This is a genomic window from Citrobacter sp. TBCS-14 (assembly GCF_005280805.1).
In the GTDB taxonomy this organism is placed as follows: Bacteria; Pseudomonadota; Gammaproteobacteria; order Enterobacterales; family Enterobacteriaceae; genus Citrobacter; species Citrobacter gillenii.
On the sequence record NZ_SZWM01000871.1, the window covers coordinates 1 to 301 of the forward strand.

2 protein-coding genes are annotated in these 301 nt (G+C 34.2%); both read right to left on the reverse strand.

What is annotated here, in order from left to right; translation table 11 throughout:
• The coding region (locus FDX22_RS30615; protein ID WP_146717764.1) for a hypothetical protein at positions 1-238 on the reverse strand (238 nt) is incomplete at its 3' end.
• A partial coding sequence (locus tag FDX22_RS32745) for a hypothetical protein (RefSeq protein ID WP_137365192.1) occupies positions 228-301 on the reverse strand: 74 nt, incomplete at its 5' end. The genes FDX22_RS30615 and FDX22_RS32745, both read right to left, overlap by 11 nt.

The following is a 301-nucleotide window of genomic DNA, read 5'->3' on the forward strand; positions in this document are numbered from 1 at the left end:
TATCAGTAATTGATAATTCTAGTAATCTAAATTTTCTACCGCCATACGGATAACCACCAATTGATACAAATTGACCGACCTCGTACAAGAGCGTAGTTTCGATTCTAAGCGAGTTTTCACTATTGTAATATACTTTACCTGATAAAAGTTCTAAGTGATCTTTACGTAGCTCTCTGTACCCTGTGAAGCTATCTATTCTATATTTGTCGCCATAAGTAGCAACATACTCATATAACATTTGGCTTGTCTCCACTTTCTACAAAAATAAGTCTATCATTGAACTCTGTTTTAACTCTATCTG